Raw genomic sequence first — 20,326 nt, forward strand, 5'->3', positions numbered from 1 at the left:
CTGGCATTCGCGAATCCCGATCAGAGTTGCGTGAGGGCCGGCTCTGTCGCCGCGGCCCGGGGGATGGCCCGCCGGGTGAGGGGCGTCCGGCCCGGCCGGGGAAGGCCGGGGCCCCGGACGGAGCACCGAACCTCTCGGCGAAGTGGCAGGCGACGCCGTGGTCGTCCCCCAGCTCCCGTATCCGCGGCTCCTCCCCCGCGCAGCGTTCCCGGCCGGGCTCGTCGAGGGTCCGGAAGAGGGGGCAGCGGGCGCGGAAGCGGCAGCCCGAGAGCGGGTCCGCCGGGCCGGGGAGGTCGCCGTCCAGCAGGATCCGCCTCCTGGAACGTTCCAGATCCGGGTCCGGGAGCGGGATCGCCGAGAGCAGCGCCCGCGTGTAGGGGTGCAGCGGCGTGTCGTAGACCCGCTCCACCGCCCCGATCTCGACGATCGTGCCCAGGTACATGACCGCGACCCGGTCCGCGATGTGGCGCACCACGGCCAGGTCGTGCGCCACGAACAGGTACGCCAGGCCCAGCCGGGCCCTCAGCTCCTCCAGCAGGTTGAGCACCCCGGCCTGGATGGAGACGTCGAGCGCCGAGACCGGCTCGTCCAGCACGACCAGCCGGGGCTCCAGCGCGAGGGCGCGGGCGATGCCCACCCGCTGGCGCTGCCCTCCGGACAGGTCCTGCGGGTGACGGGCGGCGTGGCCGGGCTCCAGGCCGACCAGGCCGAGCAGCTCGCGGATCCTCGGCCCCGGGTTCCGGCCGCCGTGGGCGCGCAACGGCTCGGCGAGGATGTCGTACACGGTCATCCTGGGGTCGAGGGAGGCCATCGGGTCCTGGAAGACCACCTGCATGTCGCGCCGGACCGACATCCGGTCGCGGGCGCTCATCCGGGAGACGTCGTGGCCCAGCACCGTGATCCGGCCCCGCTGGGGGGCGGCCAGTTCCAGGATCTCCATCAGGGTGGTCGTCTTGCCGCAGCCGGACTCCCCGACCAGGCCGAGGGTCTCGCCCTCGCGGACGTCGAAGCCGACGCCGTCCACCGCGCGGACCGTGCCGACCCTGCGCCGCAGGAACGTCCCCTTGGTCAGCGGGTAGTGCCTGACCAGGTCCTCGACGGCCAGGACCACCTCGCGCCCGCCACGCGGAAGCGGCCGTTCGGCACCGGCCTCGGCGGACGCGCGCACGCCGTACACCTGGGCGGGGGTCCAGCCGGCCTTCTCGATCTCGCCGGCGCGCAGGCAGGCGGCGAGGTGGCCGTGGGAGCCGACCGGCGCCGGCTCGGGCTCGGCCTCGGCGCAGGCCGCCACGGCTATCGGGCAGCGCGGCTCGAACGGGCAGCCCGGGGGCAGCGCCGCCGGTGACGGAGGGCTGCCCGCGATGGGCACCAGCGGCCGCTCCCGGCCGCGGTCCGGACGCGGCACCGACCCGAGCAGGCCCATGGTGTACGGCATGCGGGGGCGGTGGTAGACCTCCCGCACGGGGCCGACCTCGACCGGGCGCCCGGCGTACATCACCAGGACCCGGTCGGCGAACCCGGCCACCACCCCCAGGTCGTGGGTGATGACGACGATCGCCGCGCCGGTCTCCCGCCGCGCCGTCTGGAGGACCTGGAGCACCTGTGCCTGGATGGTGACGTCGAGCGCGGTGGTGGGCTCGTCGCAGAGGATCACGTCGGGGTCGTTGGCGATCGCCATCGCGATCATCACGCGCTGGCGCATGCCGCCGGAGAACTCGTGCGGGAACGCCCTGGCGCGCCGCGCGGCGTCGGGGACGCCGACCAGGTCCAGCAGTTCGACGGCGCGCCCGGCGGCCTGAGCGGCGCCGACCCGCCGGTGCACGCGGATCGCCTCGGCGATCTGGTCGCCGACCCGGTGGACCGGGGTGAGGGCGGAGAGCGGGTCCTGGAAGACCATCGAGACCGTCCGGCCCCGGACGGCGGTGAGCGTCCGCTCGGGGGCGCCCAGGATCTCCCGGCCGTGCAGGCGCACCGAGCCGGTGACGCGGGCGTGCCCGGGGAGCAGGCCCATCACGGCCAGTGAGGTGACCGACTTGCCGGAGCCGGACTCTCCCACGATGCCCAGCACCTCGCCGGGGCGGACCGCGTACCCCATTCCTCTCACGGCGCGCACCGCGGCCGGGCCGGTGCCGAAGGTGACGTGCAGGTCCCGCACCTCCAGCACGGGGGCGGGCCCGTCCCGCCGCGGGTCGCCGTGGCCCTGCACCGGAGCGGGATCGCCGTGGCCCGGCGCCGGACCGGGGTGCCCCGGCGGCGGGCCGGGACCTGGCCGGCCGGCCGGGCCGGTCCACGGCCGCGCGCCCGCGGGAGCCGCCGCGCCCCCGGAACCCGCGGAGCTCACTGAGCTCACTGAGCTCGCGGCGTCCGCGGAGCCCGCGGAGCCCGCGGAGCCCGCGGAACTCCTGGATCGATCGGCCGTCATCCCGCCCTCCCTCCCCGGTGCGAGGTGGGGTCCAGCGCGTCCCGCAGGGCGTCGCCGACCAGGTTCACCGCGAGCACCGTGAGGATCAGCAGGCCCGCGCAGAACCAGAACGTCCAGGGCGCGTAGACGGCCGTGCGGGCGCCGTCGGCGATGAGGCCGCCCAGCGAGACGTCGGGAGCCTGGATGCCGAAGCCGAAGTAGGACAGGGAGGTCTCGGTGAGGATCGCGGCGCTGACGTTCAGCGTGGCGTCGACGACCAGCAGCGAGGACATGTTCGGCAGGACGTGCCGGAAGATGATCGTCGTCGGCGGCACGCCCATGAACCTGGCCGCCTGGACGAACTCCCGCTCCCTGAGCGAGACGGTCATGCTCCGGACGACCTTGGAGGTGACCATCCACAGGAAGAGCGCGAGCACCAGCACGAACACCGGCCACTGCCCCCCGGCGAAGAGCGGCGACATGATCGCCAGCACCAGGAAGGCCGGCAGCACCAGCAGCAGGTCGGTCAGCCAGGTCAGCGAGCGGTCGGTCCAGCCGCCGAAGTAGCCGGCGAAGGCGCCGACCACCGCGGCGAGCGCGGTACCGACCACCGCGGCGAGCAGGCCGACGACCAGTGACCTCCGCATGCCGCGGAGCGTGACCGCGTACACGTCGGCGCCGGTCTGCAGGGTGCCCCACCAGTGCTCGGCCGACGGCGGGGCGAGGAAGGCCGTGAAGTCCCTGGCGGTATAGGTCCACGGGGTGAGGTACGGGCCGGCGAAGGCCAGCAGGAAGATCAGCGCGAGCAGCGCGCAGCCCGCCCGGCCCCGGCCCTTCGCCAGCATGCGGCCGGCGACCTGGCGCAGCCTCGTCGCGGGTGCCCGGACGTCGTCACAGGCCCGTTGCCCGGCCAGCTCCTCGTCGGCGATGGTCATCGGCGGCTCACCCCGTCCGGACGCGCGGGTCGAGGACGGCGTGCAGCACGTCGGAGGCCAGCGAGGCCAGCAGCACGGCCAGCGCGGCGAAGCAGCCGATCGCGGCGACGGTGTTGACGTCGTTGGTGGAGATCGAGTCGACCAGCCGCTCCCCCATGCCGTGCCAACCGAAGATCTTCTCGGTGAAGGTGGTGCCGACCAGCAGCGCCCCGAAGGTGAAGGCGAAGTAGGTGACCGCCGGGATCAGCGCGGTGCGCAGCGCGTGCCGGGTCAGCGCGGCGCGGCGGCTGAGCCCCTTGGCCATGGCCGTGCGGACGAAGTCGGCGCCGAGCACGTCGAGCATCATGTTGCGCTGGTAGCGGCTGTAGACCGCGACCAGGCTCAGCGAGAGCGACAGGGTGGGAAGCACCAGGTGCTGCGCCCGGTCGAGCAGGGCGGCGGCCGGACCTCCCTGCAGGCCGGGGGTCGCCTCCCCGCTGACCAGGAAGACCTGGGCGCCGACCAGCTCGTTGAACCGGACGGCGGCGATGATCAGGATGTTGGCGAGCACCACGGTGGGGATGGCCAGCACGCCGAAGGACAGGCCGGTCGCCAGCCGGTCGAAGGCGCCGTACTGCCTGACCGCGGCGTAGGCGCCGACCGCGACGCCGGTGACGCTGCCGAGGACCAGCCCGATCGTGACCAGGCGCAGGGTGACGCCGATCCGGCGCCCGAGGTCCTCGCCCACCGGACCGCCGGTGACGGTGCGCCCGAAGTCGCCCCGGACGACGGCGCCGCCCCAGGCCAGGTAGCGCTCGAGGAGCGGGACACGGTCGTTGAGGTTGAGGTCGGACAGGCGCGCGTCGACGACCCCGGCGGGGATCGGGGGGTTGCGGCCCTCGTAGTTGGAGCGCGGGTCGAGCGCCGAGGCGGCCAGCATGTAGGCCAGGCTGGTGGCCACGACGATCAACGCCAGGTAGTTGAGCAGCCTGCGGGCCAGGAATCCCGCCATCGTTCCTCCTCCGTGGCCCGCCGCTGTCGGCACCATCTTGCTACACTCTGCGACCGACAGGATGCATAGCGTACCGAATCGGAGGCATCTCGGTGAACGATGGCGCCGGCGGGCCCGGCGGGCCCGGCGCTCACCCGCCGGCGGTCACTTCCCGGCGAGCTCGTCCACGGCGGCGCGCAGGTCGGCGCTGGTGATGGTGGTGAGGTCGGCGGCGCTCGCGGTGACGTCGCCGAGCGCGGCCAGGCGGACGTCCCTGCGCATGGCGGCGCGTTCGAAGAGCGAGCGGGCGAACCTTCCGTTGCCCAGGCCGTCGATCAGGCCCTCGTCGCAGACCCAGGTGAAGACCTCGGCCAGGTCGCGCCGGGCGGCGTCGTCGAACCTGTCGCCCGACGCGTCGGCGAGCAGCACCGCGATCTCGGCGAGCTCCCGCGGGGAGTAGGAGGGGAACAGCACCCTCTGGCTGAACCTGCTGGCCAGGCCGGGGTTGGAGGCGAGGAAGGCGCTCATCTCCCGCTCGTACCCGGCGAGGATGACCACCAGCCTGTCGCGGTCGTCCTCGGCCCGCTTGAGCAGCGTCTGCACGGCCTCGGTGCCGAAGGCGTCGCCCCCGCTGTAGCCGGAGTTGACCAGGCCGTAGGCCTCGTCGATGAAGAGCACCCCGCCGAGCGCCCGGTCGACCAGCTCGTTCGTCTTGATCGAGGTGGCCCCCAGGTGCTGGCCGACCAGGTCGGCCCGCTGGGCCTCCACCACGTCGGGCTGGGAGAGCAGCCCCAGCGCGGCGAAGATGCGGCCCAGGATGCGGGCCACGGTGGTCTTGCCGGTGCCCGGAGGGCCCGCGAAGACGAAGTGCCGCATCTGCGGCGGGGTGGGCAGGCCGCGTTCCTCGCGCATCCTGGCGACCCTGAGCTGCGCGGCGATCGCGTGCACCTGCCGTTTGACGGGCTCCAGGCCCGCCATCCGGTCGAGGTCGGCGAGCGCCTCCTCCAGCGAGGGGGCCGCCTGGTAGCTCCGGTAGCGGGCGGTGAGCTCGTCGAAGGCCTTGACGACGTCGCCCTCGGCGGTGGTGACGAGGTCCTCGGTGGTCGGCGCGCCACCGGCCCCGACCACCCGCACGTCCCTGGCCTGCGCGGCGGCCTCCACCAGGCTGCGGACGAACCGGGCGTTGCCCAGCTCGTCGACGATCGCCCGCCGGTGGACGTCCTCGAAGCGGGCGAGCAGGGCGGGCATCGCCTCCGGCGCCATCCGGTCGCCCCGGCGCCGCTGCAGCAGCTCGGTGATCCGCAGCAGCTCGTCGGGGGCGTAGCTGGGGAAGCGGACCCGGCTGGAGAAGCGACTGGACAGCCCCGGGTTGGACGACAGGAAGGCGGTCATCTCCTTCTCGTACCCGGCCAGGATGACGATCAGCCTGTCGCGGTCGTCCTCGGCCCGCTTGAGCAGCGTCTGCACGGCCTCCGAGCCGAACCTGTCGGGCTGGCCGTCGCCGGAGTTGATCAGGCTGTAGGCCTCGTCGACGAAGAGCACCCCGCCGAGCGCCCGGTCGACGAGCTCGTTCGTCTTGATCGCGGTGGCCCCGAGGAACTCGCCCACCAGGTCGGCCCGCTGGGCCTCCACCACGTAGGGGGTCTCCAGCAGGCCGAAGGCGTAGAAGATCTTGGCGACGGTCCTGGCCACGCTGGTCTTGCCGGTGCCGGGCGGGCCGACGAAGACGAAGTGCCGCATCGGCGGCTCGGTGGCGTATCCCGCCTCCTTGCGGAGCCTGGCGGCCTCGATCGAGGCGGCGATGGAACGGACCTGCTCCTTCACCGGGGCCAGGCCGATCATGGCGTCCAGCTCGCCGAGGGCCTCCTCCACCGAGATCGGCGGCGGCACGTCCCGCTCGCCCGGCGCGACGTGGGCGGCGTGCCCGCCCTCGCGGACCCTGAGCCGGTCCTGGGGCTGCTCCGCCGTCGCCGCGGCCCGCGCCCGGCGCGCCTGGAGGAGCCGGTGGACCAGCACCCCGCCCGCCGCGGCGTACGCGGCCCAGATCGCGACGGCGGGCACCAGGGCGGTGAGCAGGGTGCCGAACACGAGCGCGACCAGCCCGGCCGCGGCCAGTGCGGCCGCCGCGGTCACCCACGGCGTGACCCAGCGGATGAGGTGGGCGGCGCCGCCCGCCAGAGGGGCGAGCAGGATCAGCGCCGTCGAGACCGGCGAGTCCCAGCCGTACCCGCCGCGGATGATCGTCAGTGCCGCCAGCCAGAGGAGGATCACCAGCAGGGTGGCGGCGGCGCGCGGGAAGCTCAGGGTCAGGGCGGCGAAGCCGAGCAGCGTCAGCGTGACGAGGATCGTGTTCAGGACCGACCAGCCGACGCCGAACGCCAGGGCGACCGCTCCGACGAGCACCGCGGCGTAGATCAGCCTGCGCAGCGGGGGCGAGAGCCGGAAGTAGCCCGACCGCACCTGCTCGAACAGATCCCGTGCGGCCGCGCGCCCCGCCGGCCGGGCCCTGCTGGATTCCCGCATCACGCCTCCCCGGTCCGCCCCCGGTTATACCGCAACGAAGGGACGTTTGCGCGTGCCTGAGCGTCGCGCCACGCCGCCGGTCGAGCACGATCAGATATCAGATGAGAGCGGATGAAAACGTCGTCCGGCGCGGCGTGTCCCGGCCGGCGCCGTCCCGCCCGCCCCACGGTCACCGGTTCCGCTCCCGCGCCCCGCGCGTGGCGGGCGGTGACCGGGCCGCCGCCGGGCGTGACGACCCGGTCACGGGCGGCGGCCACGCGCGGGGCGCGGGCCCGAGGCCGCCGGTCACCGTACGGGGAGGTCCGGGAGCGGGCAGGGAAGTGTCACCGCCCGGCAAGCCGATGTGCCGGCGTCGTGGCACGGGTCAGCCGCGGCCGGGCCGGCCCTGGTGGCGTCCCGGGTAGTCGGCGACCGTCACCTCCTTGGGGGTGATCCTCAGCAGGGCGCTCTCGGTGTCGCCGATCGCGATCCCTCGTACCTCCGCCCAGAAGCGGCGGTCGAGGGGGTCCGCGACGAAGACCGCCACCCGGGGGTCGTGTTCGGCGGCGTCCCAGGCCTCGGACGTCGCGATCAGGCGCAGCTCGCCGCCGGGCCCGACCGAGCTGACCGCGCCGACGGCCAGCGTGCGCGGCCCCCCGGGGCCGGTACAGGCGAGCACCACCTCCCGCGCGTGGGTGAACGCGTCGCGCACCTCGCCGCTGAGCCCCACCGAGGGACCGGTGTCGCCGGGGAGGCGGTCGGCGCAGCCGTCGCACATGACCAGGGAGGACCGCCCCGGCCCCGGCGCCCCTCGCCACCACGCCCGTACCGCCCCGGCGGCGTACACCGCCACCGGCACGGCCAGCAGCACCAGGGCGGCACGCCGGGCCCACTCGCCCGCCGCTCCCGGCCCCGGCGCCACGACGGCCACCCCGAGCAGCGGTGCGGCCACGGCGGGCAGGAGCAGGGCGGCCGCCAGCCCGCGGTCCGCGGCCGCCGCCCGGCCCAGGTGGCGCGCGAGGCCGGGCCGGGCACGCAGCCGGGCGAGAGCCACCGGCACGGCCAGGGCGGTCAGCACGGCGAGCACGGCGAGCACGGTGAGCACGGCGAGCACGGTCAGCGCGGTGAGCAGGGCCGGCACGGCCGGTACGACGAGCACGTCGGCGGCCCAGAGCCGGCGGTCCGCGGCGACGGCCACCAGCGCGGCCGCCGTCGTCCCCGACCAGGCCCGGCCCGCCACCAGCCAGAGGGTCACGTCGATGTCGCGCCGGGCGGTACGGTCGCCGCCGGCCGCCGCGAACTCGGCCAGTGCCCTGACCGGCCGGCCGCGCCAGACCCCGGCCAGGACGCGCAGGACGAGCGGTACCGCGCCGGACAGGAGCGCCAGTTCCGCGAGGACCGCCCACGGATCTCCCGGCACGCCCGGCAGGGACGGTGAGGGCGACAGCCCTGGCGAGGGCGGCGGGAAGAGCAGGCCGGCCGTGATCGCGACGTAGGCGGCCACCGCGACGAGGGTGAGCAGGAGGGACACGCCGAGCCAGGGATCGCGGGCGAGCATCCCCGGGACGTACGGCCAGAGCCTCACCCGTCGCGCCTGCCGCAGGGTGATCGCCAGGACGGCGAGCGGTACCAGGGCGCCGCCGACCCTCGCGATCCCGGTGGGGCCGAGCCCGATCTCGGTCGCGCAGACGGCGACGAGCGCGACGGCCAGCAGCAGCCTGGTCCGGCGCGACCATGTCTCCAGGGCGTGCCGGGCGCGGCCCGTCTCCCGGGGGTCGACCGGCCAGGCCGGGTCGTGGTGCGCGCGCGGGCGCTGCCAGCGCAGCAGGGCCAGGCCGAGGTTGATCCGGGCACCGGTGTGATCCGGCAGCAGGCGCAGCGCGGTCCGGTAGGAGTCCTCGGCGCGGCGGTACTCGCCGCGCAACAGCGCGAGGTCACCGGTCAGGACGTGCGGGTCGGGCTCCTCCGGGGCGTAGCGGACGGCCCTGGCGGCCTGTGCCCGCGCTTCGCACCAGCGTCCGGGCACCCGGCGCAGTGCCGCGCCCAGGCGCGTCCGCGCGGCCCAGGAGCCCGGCGCGAGGCGTACGGCCTCCTCCGCGGCGGCCACGGCCTCGGCGTCCCGGCCGAGCCGCTCGAACGCCAGGCTGGCCAGGCGGTAGCCCCAGTCGGCGCCCGCCCCCGCCCCGGACGGCGGGCCGGTTCCCGCTCCGGTTCCGGTGCTGGTCCCCGCGTCGCTCCCGGCGGCGGGACCGAGGTCCAGGGCACGCCGGGCGGCCTCCAGAGCGGCCTCCGGCCGGCCCCGGGCCAGCCAGGAGACGGCCACCGCGCACCACTGGCGGGGGTCGGCGTCGTCCCGGGGCGGCGGGACGGGGCCGGGACCGCCCGGATCGCCGAGCCCGCTCACCACGACGGCTCACGAGCCTCACGCTGATCCCCCACGACCGCCATGGTCGGTGCGGGATCACCGTTTGCCTAGACGACGGTACAGCCCTGTATCTCTCTAGAGAGGTCCGGCGAGACCACTGCAAGACGGACATATCTATAGATGCATCACCGAATGCCCACCCGGGCACTGCCGGACTTCGCCTAAGCTGCGACGCATGTTCGTCCAGGCCGACAATTCCTGAGCCGCCCATGACAAGCGTCGTGACCCGAGGCAGGCACGCGGACGGCGACCCGCGGGCACCCGGGGCCGGCCGGTGGTCGATCCTCGCCCTGCTCTGCTTCAGCCTGCTGCTGATCGCCGTGGACGCCACGGTGCTGCACATCGCCGTCCCGGCGCTGACCGCGGCGCTGGAGCCGAGCTCGGTCGAGCTGTTGTGGATCATCGACGTCTACTCGCTGGTGGTCGCGCCACTGCTGCTGACCTTCGGCACGCTCGGTGACCGCTACGGACGCAAACGCCTCGTGCTGGCCGGATACCTGGTCTTCGGCGTCGCCTCGGCGGCGGCCGCGTTCGCGCCGACCCCGTCCGCGCTGATCTCCGCCCGCGCGCTGCTCGGGGTGGGCGGGGCGATGATCATGCCCGCCACCCTCTCCATCATCCGGCAGGTCTTCACCGACCGGCACGAGCGGGCGGTCGCGCTGGGGATCTGGAGCGCGGTGGCGGCCGCCGGGGCCGCGGTCGGCCCCCTGGTGGGAGGGGTGCTGGTCGAGCACTTCTGGTGGGGCGCCGTCTTCCTGATCAACGTTCCCATCCTGGTGGTCCTGCTGCCCTCCGCGGCCAGGCTCCTGCCGGGAGGCCGGACGCGCTCGGACCGCCCGTGGGACGCGCTCAGCGCGCTGCTGTCTGTACTGGGCATCCTCGGCCTGGCCTTCGGCCTGAAGGAGGCCGGGGCCGGTCACCCCGGGGGAGCGGTGGTGTTCCTGGCCGGGGCCGGGACGCTGGCGTGGTTCGTCCACCGGCAGCGGCGGCTGCCCTTCCCCCTGCTCGACCTGGACCTGTTCCGGCGGCCCGCGTTCTGCGCGGGGGTGGGCGGGGTGCTGCTCACGGTCTTCTCCCTGGTCGGGCTGGAGCTCATGCTCGCCCAGTACCTCCAGCTCGTCCTGGGCGACAGCCCGCTCCAGGCGGCGGTACGGATGCTCCCGCTGATGATCGCCTCGATCGCGGGAGGGCTGACCGGGGCACGCCTGCTGCGCCGGTTCGGCCTGCGCGCCACCATGAGCGGCGGGCTGGCGCTGACCGCGCTCTCCCTCACCCCCACCCTGGCCTGGGGCACCGAGGGCCATCCCATCGCCCTGACGTTCTGCTTCGTCGGCATCGGCTTCGGCATCCAGGTCACCCTGCTGGCCGCCTCCGACACGATCATGTCGTCCACCCCGGAGGCGCTCGCCGGCAGCGCCGCCGCCACCGAGGAGACCGCCTACGAGCTGGGCGCCGGCCTCGGCGTCGCGGTCCTCGGCACGATCACCACGATCGTGTACGCCCCCTCGCTGGCCCGGATCCCCGGGATCGGCCCCGGCGCGATGGACCAGGCCCGCCAGTCGCTCGCCTCCGCCGCCCACGTCGCGCAGGAGATCGGCGGCGCGGGCGGGAAAGCACTGCTCGCCGCCGCCCGCCTGGCGTTCGTCTCGGGCCTGCACTCGACGATCGTGGTGAGCGTCCTGCTGCTCGGCACGACCGCGCTGGCGGTGGCGTTCCTGGTGCCCGGCCGGTCGCGGGAGGGGCGGGACGACTCCCCGTGAGGGGCCAGGGGCCCGCCGGAGCCCTCCCCCTCCTCGGCGACGGCGTACGCCGCGCGACCCCTGAACGTCCCCCGCCGGGGTTTGGACGACCCCACGCGGGTCATCTATCGGTCAGGCATGGGCAGGAACGGTGAATCTACCCAGAATGAGGAACCGTGCGACGAACCCTCCATGATCTCGCCTCCCTGGCCGCCAGGCTGGGCGTGGGCGGGATCTTCTTCGCCAACGGCTGGCACAAGCTCGAAGCGGGCCTGAACGCCACCGCCGCCCAGTTCGCCACCCTGGAGGCCCCCGGCCCCTACGTGTGGGCCGCCGTCACCATGCTGATGGAGCTCATCGGCGGGGCACTGCTGGTGGCCGGTCTCGCCGTGCCCGCCTGCGGCCTGCTGCTGTTCGCCGAGGCCCTCGCCGTCTTCGTCCTGGCCAGCGGCCATGCGGGCCTGCCGCTCACCGGGGGTGACGCCAAGCTCATCGTCGCTCTCGGGGCCGCCTCGATCCTGCTCGCGGTCGGTGGCGCGGGCCGCCTGTCGGTCGACCACATGGTCGTGATCAAACGTCGCGAGGCCGAGGCCGCCGAGGACTTCGCCGCCGAGGCCGAGGCCGACGACGTCATCGCCGCGCTGCGCGAGCCGGAGGCGCCCGCACGGTCCTTCACGCCGGTGACGCCGTCCGCGCCGTCCGCGCCCGGCGCGCCGTCCGCGCCCCCCGCCGCGGCCGCGGGGAAGAAGCCCGGTGAGGGGACCGGCCCTGCCGTCTCCCCCGGCGGGTCCGCTCCGTCCGGAAGGGGCGCCTCCTCCGGGGAGGAGGCCTCCGAGGGCGGCCCCGACACGGCCGAGTTCCCGGCCGTCCGTCCCCGCACGCGCACCCGCAGACCTCCGGTGGGCGCCGGGACCGCGGCGGCCCCGGCCTCGCCGCCCTCGCCGCCCTCGCCGCCCGTCCCGGACGCGACCGGCGACACCCTGGTCGCCGGGAAGAAGGACGAGTCCCCCGGAGGCTGAGCCGTGCGGCGCCCCGATACGGCCCCGTGTCCCTCCGCCGTGACGGCGCGGCCCGGTGTTGTTCTTCGACGGCCTGCGGACGGTGGGCGCAGAGCGGCGAGCGGCGGAGGGAGACGGGCGAGGAGGGCCGGGGCGGCCGGGGCGAGGAATGAGGTGACCCCATCCTTCCGTCACGGTAAGTAGCGAAATCATTACTCACTGTGCATGATGGGTTCCGTCCCGCAGCAGGGGCGGCGGCCAGGACGCGGGGGCTTCCCCGGTCCTGGTCGTCACACCCGGCGGGATCGCCGGGTGAGACACCTCGTTCCCAGTTCCCGAGGAGCACAGTGAAGAGAACCCTCATCGTGTCCGCCCTGACGGCCGGCATCGTCGCGATCACCGCCGGTGCCGCCTACGCCTCGCAGTACATCGCCTACGAGGGCCCGGGCTTCACCGGCAGATCCGCCGTGATCGACGCGTGCGGACCGTCCAACATCCCCTACAACGGTTCCTACAAGTGGTACGGCGACGGCCAGTCCGGGCGCATGTACAACCAGCCCGACACGCACGGCCTGATGCACTTCCGGCTCCCCTCCGACCGCAACGCCGAGCAGAGGACGCCCGTCGGCTGGCGGAGCATCTTCATCGAGTGCTGACCCCGGCCCGCGCGGGCGGTCCCGGACGGAGGGCTCCGGGATCACCGTGGAGACGGCGGCCGGACGGCCCCTTCCCCCCGTGACCGGGGCGTCCCGCGCGGGACGCCCCGGTCCCCCTCCGCGGCGACATCCTTCGACGTCACACAAAACCCTTCGATGTCACATAAACCGACTCACAGGGAGATGCCGTACCTACACAATGATCGAATGCGCCTCCCCGGCTGGTTCGCGGAGCGGGCCGCGCCCGCACCACAGGAGACCGAACTCCGTGTCTCCACGCTCGAACTCTTCTTCGACCTCGTCTTCGTCTTCACCGTCACCCAGCTCACCGGCCTCATGGTGGACGGCCTGCAGGACGGCCGTCCCCTCGAGGGCGCGCTGCGCGTGCTGCTGGTCTTCGGCGTCATCTGGTGGATGTACGCCGGGTACGCCTGGCTGACCAACGCCGTCCCGCCCACCCGGCCCGCCCGCAGGGTGCTGATCCTGCTGGGCATGGCCGGATTCATGATCGTGGCGCTGTCGATCCCCTCCGTGTTCGACGGGGACGGCCTGGCCTTCACGATCGGATACCTGCTGCTGGTCGTCGTGCACTCCGGGCTCTACCTGCAGGGCACCTCGGCCATCGCCCGGGTGCTCCCGTTCAACCTCGGCGGGACGGCGCTGGTCGGTGCGGCCGCCCTGGTCCCCGCCCCTTACAACTACCTGCTCTGGGCCGCCGCGGTGGCCCTCCTGTGGGGGAGCCCGTACTACATCGGGCAGAAGGGCTTCGACCTGCGGGCCGTGCACATCGTCGAGCGCCACGGCCTGCTGGTGATCGTGGTGCTCGGCGAGTCGATCGTGGCCCTCGGCATCGGCGCCAAAGGCCTCCACGTCAGCTTCGCCCTCGGCCTGGCTGCGGTGCTCGGCCTCGCGCTGGCCGCCTGCCTGTGGTGGCTCTACTTCGGCGGCGACGACGAGACGCGCGCCGAACACGCCCTGGCGAACGCCGAACCCGTGCGGCGTACCCGGCTGATCCTCGGCGCCTACTTCTACGCGCACATCCCGATGCTGCTGGGCGTCGTCGCGCTCTCCGCGGGCGTCAAGAAGGCGATCGGCCATCCGGCCGACCCGTTGAAGCTCAGCGCCGCCCTGACCCTGGCCGTGGGCTTCGCCCTGTTCATGGCGGGTGACGCCTGGTTCCGGCGCGTCCTGGGCATGGCGGGCAACGGCCCGCGGGCCTGGGGCGCGCTCGTCGCGCTCGCGACGGTCGCGCCCGGCCTGTGGTCGGCCCTCGCGCAGCTCACCGCGCTGACGGCGCTGGCGGTCGTGGTGATCGTCGTGGAAAGGCGCTCGGCCCTCGTCGCCGCCGCCCCCTCGTCCTAGCCTCGGCCACCCGCCCTCGGTTCCAGCCCTCTCGCCGCCGGCCCGGCGGCGTCTCCTGCCGCGCGTTCCGCCGTCGTGGGGCCGGGCCGGCCTCAGACCTTCATGCCGGCCCGGTCCACGATGGTGTCCGCCCCCTCCATGCGGGCGCAGTGGGCGCAGCAGAACCAGCGCCGGTCGGCCTCGACCCCGTGCCCGACGATCCGGACCCCGCAGTGCTCGCAGATGGGCGCCATCTTCTGGATCGCGCACTCGAAGCTGTCGAAGACGTGCACCCCGCCCTGGGCGTGCACCTCGAAGCTCATGTCGTAGTCGTTGCCGCACGTCTCGCAGCTCGCCATGTCTCCCCCCGAAAACTCATGGCCGTTTCCCGTGAGGGTCCTACCCAGCCATCGGCCCGGTCAGACCGTCCATCCGGCCACGATCACCGCCGTGACCAGCGCCACCGTCAGGACCGCCGAGACGGCGAGCAGCGGGGGCAGCAGCCGGGCGAGCCGGTCGCGGGCCACCAGGCGGCCACGACCGGCGTCGATCCACCCGCGCAGCCGGGGCCAGGCGTACGGCAGCGCCGGGGAGAGGACGTACGTCCCCGCCCGCCGCCGGACGAGCGTCCCGGTGAAACCGCCGAGCACGGACTCGGCCGCCGGGGAGGCCCGGACCTCGCGGGCGACCGCCTCCCCGTCGGCGGCGACGGTCACCAGCCGGAGGAACACCGCGGGCGCGCGCCCCCTGACCGCCGGATCGAGCGCGGCGTAGGCGGCCTCGGCGAGCTCGCCCAGCGACGGGTCGTCACAGGCCGTACGGACCCTCGCCGCCGTCTCGGCGCCCGCCCTGAGCAGCGCGACGCCCTCGGGCACCGGCGCCCGGTCCGCCCCGGTGACCCGCGGGACACCACCGGGTGAACCGGGTGGGCCGGGTGGGCCGGATGGGCCGCCGGGCAGGTCGAGCAGTTCGCGCAGCAGTTCGCGGGCGGACGGGCGGGCGCCGGGTTCCTTGGAGAGCGCGGCTGAGGCCAGGGGGCGCAGCGAGGGGGGCAGCGGGTCCAGGTCGGGGTCGAGGGACAGGACGCGGTGCATCACGGCGCCCAGGCTGCCCGCCGCGAAGGCGTCCTGCCCGGTCGCGGCGTACAGCACGACCGCACCCCAGGCGAACACGTCGGCCGCCGGTCCCGGCGGGCCGGCGGTGAACACCTCGGGCGCCAGGTAGGACGGCTCGTACGACTTCAGTGCCGGGGCGGCCAGCGCCGCCTCCAGGCCGGGGGCCACCCCGAAACCGGTGACGCGAGGGCCGTCCGGCCCGACGATCACGGTGTCGGGCGTGAGGTCGCGGTGGATCACGCCGGCGTCGTGCAGGGCCGTCAGGGCGGTGGCGACCGCGACGGCCAGGGCGCGCAGGTCCTCACCGCCGAGGACCCTCCCGGCCCGGCGCAGGCTGGGTCCCTCCACGTACTCGCTGACCAGGTAGGGTCTGGGCCCGTCGAAGTCGGCGTCCAGCACGCCCGCCACGCAGAACGGGGCGACCCCGCGGGCGGCCTCGGCCTCGCGGACGAGCCGGGCGCGCAGTCCCGGGTCGATCGCCGGGCGGCCGTGCACGACGTTCACCGTCACCCGCCGCCCGGCGGCGTCGTAGCCCTCGTAGACCACGCCCCGGGCACCCGCCCCCAGCCGCCCGGCCAGGCGGTAGCCGCCGAGCCGCCACGGATCGCCCGCGCTGAGTTCCCGCGCCGTTCTCATGGGGGATTCGATGCGGCCCGGGGGGTAAAAGTTCTCCTCACCCGGAACAGACGTCGCGGTAGGGCAGGTCCTTCAGATAGGTACGCCACTCCTCGCGCGACAGGGTGCGTCCCGCCCGCGCGCAGACGGCCTCGGCCACCGCGTCCGGATCGACCGGATGCTCGCTCAGGGTGCCGTCCGAGTCGACGAGGACCAGCCGGTCCCCGCCCGGGCCGAACGCCAGGGATCGGAGGTCACCGGGCTGCACCGCGATCGGCGGGCCGAGACGGCGCCCGGTCTCGACGTCCCAGATCCCCACCGACTGCTCGCCCGCCGCCGCGGCGACGACGTCCCCGCGAGGGGAGTACGCCAGCCCCGCCCCCGTGCCCGGCCCGCCGCGGATCAGGGTGCCCACCCGCTGCCGGCCGCGGGTCTCGAACACCGACATCCGCATGGCCTGGTCGGCCGTGGCGAAGCGGGAGCCGTCCGCGGAGAAGGCCAGCGCCGTCGTCAGGATGCCGATGCTGGGCGAGCCGTAGGTCTGGCCGAAGGGCTTGCCGGTCCTCGCGTCCAGCAGCCGGTGGTCGCCGCCGGCGACCGCGAGCGTCCTGCCGTCCGGGCTGAACACCAGCCGCTCGACGATCGTCTGTGCCCGCGACCAGCGAAGCCGCCCGCTGGGCACGTCCCAGACGTGGATCTCCCCGTCCGGTTCGACGTCCGCGTCGTGGTACAGGGTGTAGGCGGCCACGGCGGTGCCGTCGGCGCTGATCGCCAGGGCCGACGCCGTACCGTCACGGGTGACGCCGAAGGAGGCGATCCTCTTGAAGGTGGCGGTGTCCCAGACGGCCAGCCCCGAGTCGTCGACGCCGGTGACGGCCGTCAGCCGCCGGCCGTCGCCGCTGAAGGCCATCTCGAAGGCGCCGGTGGCGCCCTCCGGCTCGATCGGCAGCGAGCCCGTCCGGGCGCGCGACCGGACGTCCCGGATCACGATCTCGTCCGCCCCCTCGGCCCTGGAGGCGAGCAGCCGCCCGTCGGGGCTCAGCTCCGCCCAGTACGTGCCGGAGCCCTTGAGCGTGGCCGGATCGGTCAGCCCGGAGATGTCGAGGCCGGTCACCGCGTCCTCGGTGAAGTACCGCAGGGTGCGCCCGTCCGGGTCGAAGGCGAGGACGGGCAGGTAGGCGTCGATCTTCTGGGTGAGCAGCGGCTGGGCGTCCCGGACCCTCCAGACGCGCAGGGCCGTCTGGGTCGCCAGGGCCATGAAGCGCCCGTCCGGGCTGAAGACGAGGTGGCTCTCGGCGACGTCCTCCTCGAACTCGAAGGAGCGATCCAGCTTGGCGCCGGTGGACGCGTCGCGCAGCTCGATCCTCTTTCCCCGGGAGACCGCGACGGTCGCGCCGTCCGGGCTGTAGGCCACGTTCGGCAGGCAGGCGCAGCGGCCTCCCAGCGGGATCCTGCTCAGGTCGCTCAGGGTGAACTGCGTCGCCGTGCGCTCCAGGTCGCCGGTGACGATCCGGGTTCCGTCGGGGGAGACGTCGAAGTTGACACCCGCGACGGGCACGGACCGCTTCTCGCCGGTGGTGAGGTTCCAGACGGTGTTGGCCTCCCCCTGGGTGATCACGAGCCATTTGTCGGAGCGCCCGAACCGCACGCCGGTGTCGCCGCCGGCGCCGGGTGCGTCGACGGTGTGGACGGCGCCGGTCGGCCTGCCGGTCCGCGTGTTCCAGATCCTCAGTCTCACGCCGCTGACCACGGCGAGCAGCCTGCCGCCCGGGCTCAGCGCGATCTCCCGCAGGTCGTCGCCGACGCCGGTGACGCGGCCGACGCGCCGGCCGGTCCGCACGTCCCAGAAGCGTGCCTCGCCGCCGCTCGCGCTGACGAGCGTGCGCCCGTCGGCGCTCAGCGCCCTGAGGGTCTGTATCCCCGCGTCGGGGTCGCGGAAGGTGGCCGTCTCGCGCTGGACCAGCGAGCCGGCCAGGCTCGCCCTGGCCTCGGTCACCGGTGCCAGCCGCCAGGCGGCCACGCTGAGCAGCATGGCCCTGACCGGGTCGGCGACCCGCAGCGTGTCGGCCGTCGCCGCCAGCCGGGCGGCCGTGGCCTCGTCGCGCTGGGAGGCGATGACGACGCTGCGCGCGTCGGCCACCCTGCCCTGCTGCACGGCCAGCGCACCGGCGGCCAGCGCGACCACCAGCAGCACGGCCAGCGTCGCCGACAGCACCCGGTTGCGGCGGGCGCGGCGCCGGGTGAGGGCGGCGCCCGCCTCCAGGAAGTCGCGTTCCATCGGGCTGAGCGTGATGTTGCGGCGGCCGGTGGCGGCCCAGTGCATGGCGTTCTCCAGGCTGCTGCCCTGGAACAGGTCCCCGTCCCTGCGTCCCTGGGTCTGCCAGCGGCGCGCGGCGGCGAGGATCCCCCGGTGCACGGCCAGGCCGTCCCGGTTGGCCTGGACCCACATGCGCAGCCGGGGCCAGGCCTGTGGCAGCGCCGGACGCGAGAGCCAGACCTCCCGATCGTCGTGGGTGACCAGGTAGGCGAAGACCTTCAGCAGGCGGTGGACCGCGGCCGTCTCGGCCTCCTGGCGTCCGTCGAGGAGCTCGCCCCACTGCGCCCGCCGTACGACCAGGCGGCCGTCGTCGTCGACGGTGACCAGCCGCAGGAAGACCTCGGGGGCCAGCTCCCGCTCGGCCGGGCCGAGCCCGGCGTAGGCGTCCTCGGCGAGGGTGCCGAGCGCGGGGTCGGCCGAGGTCGCGCGGATCCGGGCCCCGGCGTCGCTGCCCGCCGCCAGGAGCCGCGGCGTGTCGATGGCCCCGTCCCCGCTGACCAGGGCCAGCAGCAGGTCCCTGGCGGTGGGCCTGGAGGCGGGGTCCTTGGCCAGCGAGGCGGCCACGAACGGCCGCAGGTGCTCGGGCAGGATGTCGAGCTGGGGCTGGACCGACAGCACGCGGTGCATGACCCCGCCCAGGCTCTCCGCCCGGAACGGGTCGGCGCCCGTCGCGGCGAAGACCATGATCCCGCCCCAGGCGAAGACGTCCACCGCGGTGGTGGCGCGCTGGCCCATGAAGATCTCGGGGGCCATGTAGGTCGGGGTGCCCGCCACCATGCCGGTCGCGGTCATCGACATGTCGATCGTCCGGGCGACACCGAAGTCGATCACACGGGGACCGTCCGGTCCCAGCAGGACGTTGTCGGGCTTGAGGTCGCGGTGGATGACCCCGGCCTCGTGCACGGCCGTCAGGGCGGTGGCGATCGCGGTCGCCAGGCGGTGCAGGTCGCCCCCGGTGAAGCGGCGCCCCTCGGCCACCGCCCTGCGCAGGCTGGGACCCTCGACGTACTCGCTGACGATGTACGGCCTGGGTCCTTGGAGGTCGGCGTCCAGCACCGCCGCCGTGCAGAACGAGGAGACGCGGCGGGCCGCCGCGGCCTCGCGGCCGAACCGTTCGCGCAGTTCCGGGTCGGTCCCGGCGTCACCGTGCAGGACCTTCAGGGCGACCCGGCGGCCCTCGGCGTCGTAGGCCTCGTAGACCACGCCCTGGCCGCCCGCGCCCAGCCGGCCGGCGAGCCAGTAGTCGCCCAGGCGTTGCGGGTCACCGTCAATAAGTGTCGTGCTCAACTCACACTCCGTTCAACGGTGATTTTGGACGCCGGGGAGGGGGGAAAGGTTCGCGGGCGCTCGTGAGCACCCGCGGGACGTTCGCCAGGTGCTCTCGGGACGTTCGCGGGGTGCTCGCGGGACGTTGCGGGACGTTGTGGGACGCTGCGGGACGTTCGCGGGGTGTTCTCCCACCCGGGACATGACGCGTCCTCCCTCCCTGGACCGTGCGCGCATCCTTCCGGCCGGTCGGTCGCCGTCGGGTCGCCGGCAGGTCACGGCCGCCGGAAGGCGACCCCGGGGACGTGCTCCAGGATGCCCGCTCCCGGTATGACGGGGCGGGACGTTCGGAGTAGTCGGGGACGCCGGGCACCGGACGTGGCCACAGTATCCGTGCGCGCACCGGCGGTATCCGTACGGCGCGCGTTCCGCACGAGAAACAGAGGGCTCATCCGCGCGCCGATCGCTTCGTCACACCGTGTACGCGGGCGAACGCCCCTCGTGGTCAAAGCGGTTGATCCAAACAGTGGGGCGGGCTAGGTTTGCTCCGCACGGCCTCCGGGCAGGCCGGGCAGGCGCCGTCGAACCAGACGGAGCGCAACAGGCCCGGGAAGGGAGCAGATCATGCGACGCGTCAGGATCCTCCGGCGACGGAGGGCACGCCGGAACCACGTCTCCGGCCTGGACCTGCGGACTCCCTCGGGCCGCCCGCTCCCCTACTGATCCGGTCTTTACAGCAGTTTTACGGACAAGCCTGTAGACACTTCCCATAACGGAACCATCACGCCGGGGGGCTCAATGAGGAGACTGGTCGTCGTGCCACCGTACGTCGCACGGCTCAAGATCAGGGATATCCGTTCCGCGTCGCGCCGCAGGGCGCCCGGTGACGCCAAGGTCATCGACCTGGGTGCCTACACCGGCCGCAACGTGCTGCGCTTCCCACGGACGAGCGGCCCCACCTCCGCCGCCTAGATCCCACCACGAAGAAGACCCGCCCACGCGCGGGTCTTTCTGCGTTTCCGGACCCGCCCCAGGGCGGATCGGCC

The 20,326-nt window shown here is 74.3% G+C and carries 13 protein-coding genes; 5 read left to right on the top strand and 8 right to left on the bottom strand.

Going from position 1 to position 20,326, the window contains the following annotated elements:
- From AB0G16_RS28780 to AB0G16_RS28800, 5 genes are all read right to left on the bottom strand, one after another.
- A partial coding sequence (locus AB0G16_RS28780; RefSeq protein ID WP_362811621.1) for an ABC transporter ATP-binding protein occupies positions 1-2,206 on the bottom strand: 2,206 nt, incomplete at its 3' end.
- 212 nt (positions 2,207-2,418) lie between these two features.
- Complete coding sequence (locus tag AB0G16_RS28785; RefSeq protein ID WP_362811624.1) at positions 2,419-3,336, bottom strand: ABC transporter permease; 918 nt, start codon at positions 3,334-3,336, stop codon at positions 2,419-2,421.
- Positions 3,337-3,343: 7 nt separating this feature from the next.
- Positions 3,344-4,327 (bottom strand): ABC transporter permease, encoded by a 984-nt coding sequence (locus AB0G16_RS28790; RefSeq protein WP_362811627.1) that lies wholly within the window; start codon positions 4,325-4,327, stop codon positions 3,344-3,346.
- A 144-nt stretch (positions 4,328-4,471) separates the two neighbouring features.
- On the bottom strand, positions 4,472-6,829 hold the full coding sequence (locus AB0G16_RS28795; protein WP_362811630.1) for an AAA family ATPase: 2,358 nt from the start codon (positions 6,827-6,829) through the stop codon (positions 4,472-4,474).
- Between the two features lie 364 nt (positions 6,830-7,193).
- On the bottom strand, positions 7,194-9,215 hold the full coding sequence (locus AB0G16_RS28800) for a hypothetical protein (RefSeq protein WP_362811633.1): 2,022 nt from the start codon (positions 9,213-9,215) through the stop codon (positions 7,194-7,196).
- Between the two features lie 227 nt (positions 9,216-9,442).
- Between AB0G16_RS28800 and AB0G16_RS28805 the strand changes: the two genes are divergently transcribed.
- From AB0G16_RS28805 to AB0G16_RS28820, 4 genes are all read left to right on the top strand, one after another.
- Positions 9,443-10,993, top strand: coding sequence for an MFS transporter (locus AB0G16_RS28805; protein WP_362811636.1), 1,551 nt, complete (start codon positions 9,443-9,445; stop codon positions 10,991-10,993).
- 155 nt (positions 10,994-11,148) lie between these two features.
- A complete protein-coding gene (locus tag AB0G16_RS28810) occupies positions 11,149-11,991 on the top strand; it encodes a DoxX family protein (RefSeq protein ID WP_362811639.1) in 843 nt (280 codons plus the stop codon).
- A gap of 326 nt (positions 11,992-12,317) precedes the next feature.
- On the top strand, positions 12,318-12,626 hold the full coding sequence (locus tag AB0G16_RS28815; protein WP_362811641.1) for a MiAMP1 family antimicrobial peptide: 309 nt from the start codon (positions 12,318-12,320) through the stop codon (positions 12,624-12,626).
- A 207-nt stretch (positions 12,627-12,833) separates the two neighbouring features.
- Positions 12,834-13,988 (top strand): low temperature requirement protein A, encoded by a 1,155-nt coding sequence (locus AB0G16_RS28820; protein WP_362811644.1) that lies wholly within the window; start codon positions 12,834-12,836, stop codon positions 13,986-13,988.
- Between the two features lie 92 nt (positions 13,989-14,080).
- On the opposite strand, the gene AB0G16_RS28825 is transcribed toward AB0G16_RS28820, so the two are convergent.
- Genes AB0G16_RS28825 through AB0G16_RS28835 form a run of 3 tightly spaced genes read right to left on the bottom strand, consistent with a single transcriptional unit; the run spans position 14,081 to position 19,301 of the window.
- Positions 14,081-14,326 carry a hypothetical protein gene (locus AB0G16_RS28825; protein ID WP_362811646.1) on the bottom strand — a complete coding sequence of 82 codons (246 nt, stop codon included), beginning with the start codon at positions 14,324-14,326 and terminating at the stop codon, positions 14,081-14,083.
- Between the two features lie 60 nt (positions 14,327-14,386).
- On the bottom strand, positions 14,387-15,718 hold the full coding sequence (locus tag AB0G16_RS28830; protein WP_362811649.1) for a protein kinase: 1,332 nt from the start codon (positions 15,716-15,718) through the stop codon (positions 14,387-14,389).
- A 37-nt stretch (positions 15,719-15,755) separates the two neighbouring features.
- Positions 15,756-19,301, bottom strand: coding sequence for a serine/threonine-protein kinase (locus AB0G16_RS28835; protein WP_362811652.1), 3,546 nt, complete (start codon positions 19,299-19,301; stop codon positions 15,756-15,758).
- Positions 19,302-20,096: 795 nt separating this feature from the next.
- On the opposite strand from AB0G16_RS28835, the gene AB0G16_RS28840 reads away from it, so the two are divergent.
- Positions 20,097-20,252, top strand: a complete 156-nt coding sequence (locus tag AB0G16_RS28840; RefSeq protein WP_362811655.1) for a hypothetical protein — start codon at positions 20,097-20,099, stop codon at positions 20,250-20,252.
- The last annotated feature ends 74 nt before the right edge of the window (positions 20,253-20,326 follow it).

This window comes from Streptosporangium sp. NPDC023615 (genome assembly GCF_040640155.1).
Lineage (GTDB): Bacteria > Actinomycetota > Actinomycetes > Streptosporangiales > Streptosporangiaceae > Streptosporangium.